Here is a 5,217-nt window from a genome sequence, read left to right as displayed (position 1 = left end):
CGCGTCGTCCGAGGAAGTCGCGGCCTTGATGACTTTGTCGGCTCCGCAAATCTTTAACAGGGGTTTGAGTTCGTCTTTTTTGGCCGAACTGGCGACCGCCAGTTTCAAGCCCATTGCCGCCAGTTTCTCCAACAGCTCTTTGGCTCCCCGAGTTGGCTGAAGATGCGGAAGATACTCGTCGAGGAAGATTTCCCCCCGGCGGTCGCTGATCTTCTTTCCTTCTTTCGACTCGGCATCGATTCCGCTCACCTTCGGAAGCAACTTGTCGCCGCCCATCCCAATAAGCGGCCGGATTTTTTCCAAGGCCACCGCATGACCGCTTTCGGCCAGGGCCTTCACCCACGCATGGGCATGGGCGTCGTTGCTGTCCGCCAGCGTGCCGTCAATATCCAACAGAATGCCGCGAACAGGTTTCATGAAATTATCCCGGAACAAGAGTTTCGCAAACCATTCGTAGTCGGCCGGCCTCTCATTTCCCTGCGGTTTTTCGGCCCGCGAGGCGAATCGTATCCCCGCCGGAAGCCTCTGATTGATGCAAAGCAAAGCCTGAAATTCACGCCCATTTGGAGATATTTTGTGAACGAACACGATCTTTCGACGAATAACGAGAATATCCCGGGAGCCGTGATTGGTGCGCCGGCCTCCATCCCGCAGACGGTTGATCCGGTCCGCTCGGCCGCCGGACGGCTGGGGGCAAAACGAGTTCAGCAGCTCGCGGAACTCGGCCGCGAATACGAACAATCGCATGGGCTGAAGCCCGGACGTCAGCGACGCAAACAAATGATTCAGCTTGGCAGGCGGTTTGAAATTGAACGAGGACTGCCTCCAAAAGTCAGGCGTCGCAAAGGGGATGCCTGGCAGGAGTTTGTCACCGCCTTGTCGCGGGTCGTCAAACCGAAACACCGTCCGGCCGTCGAAGGCTTGGTCGCCTTGCTTCAGGCAAGCCCGCAAGCCAAGTCACCTGACGGCGACCCGATCCCACCAACAGGGAAGACCTCATGCCTTTCGTAATGTGCAGTGTCGGCGGCTGCGACCACAAGTTACAGCCGATCATCAAAGTTGATCCGAGAGACCGGCATACGTGGCTGTATCGCGAGTGTGAGGAGTGCGCACGGCCAATGTGCGAGGATCATTGCTTTTGGGAGGGTCGTCGGGTGGTTTGTGCCCGCTGCCAGAAAGAGTCAGTGACGGGATGGGTGAACCTTGGTGTCAAGATAATCACAGATGGTCCATGAGGCCATCAGGCCCGACGTGCAGCCTGATTGATTAACTTTCATTCGCACATTTCCCCAAACATTTGGTCAACGGCCCGTTGATTGCATCCCTTTCCACCACGGCACGATTTTGGGGCCGTTCAGTCCCGGTCAGACGACGCCTCTCATCCCGTGGGGGATTAATCATGCCTGAACTATTCGAGTCTCCGGAACTTACCGAGATTCCGGTCGCCAACTCCGGCGAGGAATTGCCTCCCCGCGACGAACTTCCCAACCCATCTTTGCGCGTGAAACTGCTCACGCTCACCGCCATCCTCCTCCCGTTGGCCGGGGTGGCCGCCGCCCCGTTCTTTGTCTGGGGGTGGGGCTTTGGATGGACCGACATGGGCCTGCTCATCGGCATGTATGTGCTGACTGCCTTGGGAATCACCGTCGGGTTTCACCGGCTGTTTGTCCACCGCTCCTTTGAAACATACATGTGGAACAAGTTTTTCTGGGCCGTCTTCGGCTCGATGGCGGTTCAGGGATCGTTGTTCCTATGGGTCGGCATGCACCGCCGCCATCACCAGCACAGCGACACGCCCGACGATCCGCACACGCCGCATCATCATGGAAGCGGTCTGGCCGGGTTGATCCGGGGCTTCTGGCACGCCCACATCGGCTGGTTCTTTGAACCCAACCCGCCACACTTGGAACGATATGTCAAAGACCTCGGCGGCAGCCGGTCCCTGCGGGTGGCGAACGCCTTGTTTCCCTTGTGGATCGCCCTTGGCCTGGTCCTCCCCGCGGTTTTGGGCGGCGTCATCACGCTGAGCTGGGCGGGGGCATGGACAGGGCTGATTTGGGGAGGTTTTGTGCGTGTTTTTCTGGTGCATCATATGACGTGGAGCATCAATTCGGCCTGTCACCTTTGGGGCTTCCGGCCGTTCCGAAGCGCCGACGAAAGCCGGAACAACGTGATCTTCGGCATCCTGGGGATGGGCGAGGGGTGGCACAATACGCACCATGCCTTTCCGACATCAGCCCGGCATGGTCTGCGCTGGTGGCAGATCGACGCAAGCTACTGGGTCATCCGGTTCATGGCTCTGTGCGGGCTGGCGTGGAACTTGAAACTGCCATCGAAAGAAGCGCAGGCCCGAGAACGACGCCTGGCGTAAATTGTGAGTTTCCGCTCAAGATTTTGCTGATTGAAAAGCTCCCCTCGGGAAACCTTGGCAAACTTTCTGCTTGCGGGCATTTCCCCTGAGTTGTCATTCCCCGACCGCGTGGCGCTTCAAATGCGGCTAATTCGCACGCCCGATGTGGGCTTTTACGACGAAAGCAGGACGATGTGACCACGCAAAACCGAGAGGATGCCGTTCGGTTGATCCTTGACGTGTTGAGGGATTGCAAGAGACAAGAGCGGTGCCTGCACCGCCTTGCGAACGGGAAATATGCCGTCAGCCTTGCCCATCCCAGCTCTCCGCCGGAAGGCCAATTCATTCAGTTTGTCCGTGTTCCCGCCATTACCGGCAACGTCAGCGACGAGGAATTGCTCTCCCTTGCAGACGGCTTGCTGAGGTTGGCAGAGGCCACCGGACATTGACGATCAAAACAAGGTCGTCTGTGCCACCTGTTCCCTGAGCTTCGCCCGGATCACCGACAATTCAACTTTCTCTGCTTCTGAATGCCCTTTCTTCTCCGCAGTTCGGTCGAGCAATTCTCGGATGCCCGCCCGTCTGGCGTCTGCCTCGGTATCGTAGGGTTCGGCTGACCAGACGCTCGGGGCATAGCTATATTCAGATATGCAGGTTGCAAGCCAGGTGCAGAAGACCCACACATGCTCTCTGACTTTGCAGAGGCCAACCGTTGCCGTCGCTTTGCCGCAATGGGCGACAACCTCTTCCTCACGAGGGCAGAAGACGCCGGAATTGTTGACATGGCACTCGGCTCCCCAAGCCAGCTTGGCAATCTCCAGCGTCCGGGGATCGCGTCGCCAGTTGGGGTCGGCGTCCTTGATGGCTTGGATGCGGGTGGGGATGTCCATTCACTGGCCTTTCTCGCTTGATGGATATCTTGTTTGGGAGTTACAAGCAAGCGAACGTGATCGTTACCTTTCTGACAGGGGCATGGTAAGCGGCCCGAGAGATGCTGATAAACGGCGAGCGCGAGCGGATGTCAGGACAGACCTGTCAAAAGCTCGTGAGTATCCCCCTGTCGTCGAGGCAGGGGCCACTCCTAGAAAGGGAGCCTCTCATGTCGAAGAAAGCCGCCGAATCCCACAAGAAAGCCGCCGAGTCCCATAAGAAGGCGGGCGAGCATCACGAGCAAGCCGCCAAGCATCATGAGGCGGGCCATCATGAAAAAGCCGCCCACCACGCCCACACCGCCAAGGGCCATCAGACCCAGGCGGAAAAGCATGGCAATGACGCCGCAACTCAGCATGCCGAAGACCACGGCTCGAAGTAACGCTGTCGGGATTCCCTTGGCCGTCGTGGAGTGCATGCCTCGACGGCTTTTTCATTCCTGTTCTCAAAATCTTTCTTCTACGCTCTTCGGTCTGCTGAACATGCGCAGTCGCGTGCCATGCGTAGAAATACACGCGCGATGACCGACGGTTCTTGAAAGGCTCGTTTGGACGCAGGATAGCAAGATGGTTGGAATCGAACAAACCAGTTTGCCCAATAGAGATCAATCGAACTATTGATCCTCTCGTCGTTGCAAGAAGTGATGGCGAGGGGGCGCGGCAAAGCACGCCGTAGGCCAGGGACAGGCTGCCCCCGTTTTCAATTTTCGACAGACACAGCCATTGACACGACCGCAGTTAACGACCACTTTCTTCGGTCATGCAGAGAAGACACCGCAGATGTTTGCATGGCACTCTGGCCGCCACACCATCAATGCGGTCTTCAGGAGCGTTGGGGTTTCGACAGAAGTCGGGATCGGCGTCACGAATGGCTTGTATGCGTTCATGAATGTCCATTCAGCTGTCTTTCGCTGTCGTACAACACTTACAGCTTTTAGAAAGTGTTCGCTATCGATTTGAAAGAATGCACACATGTCGAGCACAAGCTGAGGACGTTCGGGGCAGGGAAGGACCGGCAGCGGTTTCGTTGAAGCGGAGCGGAAATTCTTGTCACTAGAAAAATGGCGTGCTTTGACGGGGATTCGCAATAATTCGGACATCAAGCCAAATCGTCGAGCAGCGTGGCACAAGAGATGCTTTTATTCATATCGCTGAGTTGAATACGCCAGCCGGGAAAAGGGAGAGGTTTCGCGATTGGTGGTTCGACTTAGCCAGCATTAAAGCCATCCGGAAATCAGCCGAGGGAGAGACGGCCGGTAACCGGATGGCTTTTTCATTTTAGCGCTCGCACCAACAAGAAGTTTTCGATGATTGTGTTCATGGATGACACCCGTGCCTTCCGGCATCGAGCCGGAATGAAACCTTGCCTCGTTCAAGCCATCGCGGCTGAACGGCTTCATCAACGCCATGCCCGTCGCTTGTGGTCAATTATTGGTGACCTGTTCGACGCTCTTTTACGGCAATTCCCTGCTGGCCTTCGCCCTTAGCCACGACTGCACCTTCGCCGGGACAGGGCTTTCCCCTGTCTCCCAGCGTCGGACGGTGCGAGGTTCCCGTACAAGATCGCGGGCCAGCTTCGAGAGCCAGACCGTTTTCCCGTAGATGGTTTCGCAGAGGGTGGTGAGTTCTTCCGGGGTCATGCCGGCTCAAGTTCGGCGATCAGGGCGCGGTGCTTCTGGAGATTGTTCTCCGCTTCGGCGGCTTGCTTCTTCGCCGCTTCAAGCTTTTGATTGCGGTCGAACGCGTTGATTGCGGCTGGCACGGCTACCCCATGCTGCTGGCACTTGTCAAGGATGTATCCAAGTCCATGAGGCCGGGCGGGATCGAATTCACTGAAGTAGTCTGCGCACCACTTCTCGACGAACACTTGAGCTTCCTCACGCGACTCGAAAAGTTCGATCCGTATCCAGCTTCCGCTCCCATCGCGGTAGTCGTTGA

9 protein-coding genes are annotated in these 5,217 nt (G+C 57.1%); 3 read left to right on the top strand and 6 right to left on the bottom strand.

Going from position 1 to position 5,217, the window contains the following annotated elements; genetic code table 11:
- The coding region (locus tag BGIM_RS60685; RefSeq protein ID WP_029631338.1) for an HAD family hydrolase at positions 1 to 417 on the bottom strand (417 nt) is incomplete at its 3' end.
- Positions 418 to 576: 159 nt separating this feature from the next.
- Between BGIM_RS60685 and BGIM_RS63920 the strand changes: the two genes are divergently transcribed.
- A complete protein-coding gene (locus BGIM_RS63920; RefSeq protein WP_157369704.1) occupies positions 577 to 1,011 on the top strand; it encodes a hypothetical protein in 435 nt (144 codons plus the stop codon).
- Positions 1,012 to 1,399: 388 nt separating this feature from the next.
- Complete coding sequence (locus BGIM_RS0136760) at positions 1,400 to 2,371, top strand: acyl-CoA desaturase (protein WP_020474626.1); 972 nt, start codon at positions 1,400 to 1,402, stop codon at positions 2,369 to 2,371.
- A 152-nt stretch (positions 2,372 to 2,523) separates the two neighbouring features.
- Here the strand turns inward: BGIM_RS0136760 and BGIM_RS63915 are convergent, their stop codons facing one another.
- Together BGIM_RS63915 and BGIM_RS0136750 are read right to left on the bottom strand one after the other, a co-directional pair.
- The gene (locus BGIM_RS63915) at positions 2,524 to 2,667 is read right to left on the bottom strand and encodes a hypothetical protein (protein ID WP_157369703.1); all 144 of its coding nucleotides are present in this window, start codon (positions 2,665 to 2,667) and stop codon (positions 2,524 to 2,526) included.
- 135 nt (positions 2,668 to 2,802) lie between these two features.
- On the bottom strand, positions 2,803 to 3,240 hold the full coding sequence (locus tag BGIM_RS0136750; protein ID WP_020474624.1) for a hypothetical protein: 438 nt from the start codon (positions 3,238 to 3,240) through the stop codon (positions 2,803 to 2,805).
- A 209-nt stretch (positions 3,241 to 3,449) separates the two neighbouring features.
- Between BGIM_RS0136750 and BGIM_RS60680 the strand changes: the two genes are divergently transcribed.
- Positions 3,450 to 3,662, top strand: a complete 213-nt coding sequence (locus BGIM_RS60680) for a hypothetical protein (RefSeq protein ID WP_020474623.1) — start codon at positions 3,450 to 3,452, stop codon at positions 3,660 to 3,662.
- A 375-nt stretch (positions 3,663 to 4,037) separates the two neighbouring features.
- Here BGIM_RS60680 and BGIM_RS63910 read toward each other — a convergent pair whose 3' ends face one another.
- From BGIM_RS63910 to BGIM_RS0136730, 3 genes are all read right to left on the bottom strand, one after another.
- On the bottom strand, positions 4,038 to 4,379 hold the full coding sequence (locus BGIM_RS63910; protein WP_157369702.1) for a hypothetical protein: 342 nt from the start codon (positions 4,377 to 4,379) through the stop codon (positions 4,038 to 4,040).
- Positions 4,380 to 4,733: 354 nt separating this feature from the next.
- Positions 4,734 to 4,919, bottom strand: coding sequence for a hypothetical protein (locus BGIM_RS0136735; protein ID WP_020474621.1), 186 nt, complete (start codon positions 4,917 to 4,919; stop codon positions 4,734 to 4,736).
- Positions 4,916 to 5,217: hypothetical protein (locus BGIM_RS0136730; protein WP_238537797.1), on the bottom strand; the 302-nt coding region annotated here is incomplete at its 5' end. The genes BGIM_RS0136735 and BGIM_RS0136730, both read right to left, overlap by 4 nt.

The sequence above is a fragment of the Zavarzinella formosa DSM 19928 genome (assembly GCF_000255705.1).
In the GTDB taxonomy this organism is placed as follows: Bacteria; Planctomycetota; Planctomycetia; order Gemmatales; family Gemmataceae; genus Zavarzinella; species Zavarzinella formosa.
Note: the sequence above shows the minus strand (reverse complement) of the source record. Positions and strands in the feature narration are given on the sequence as shown.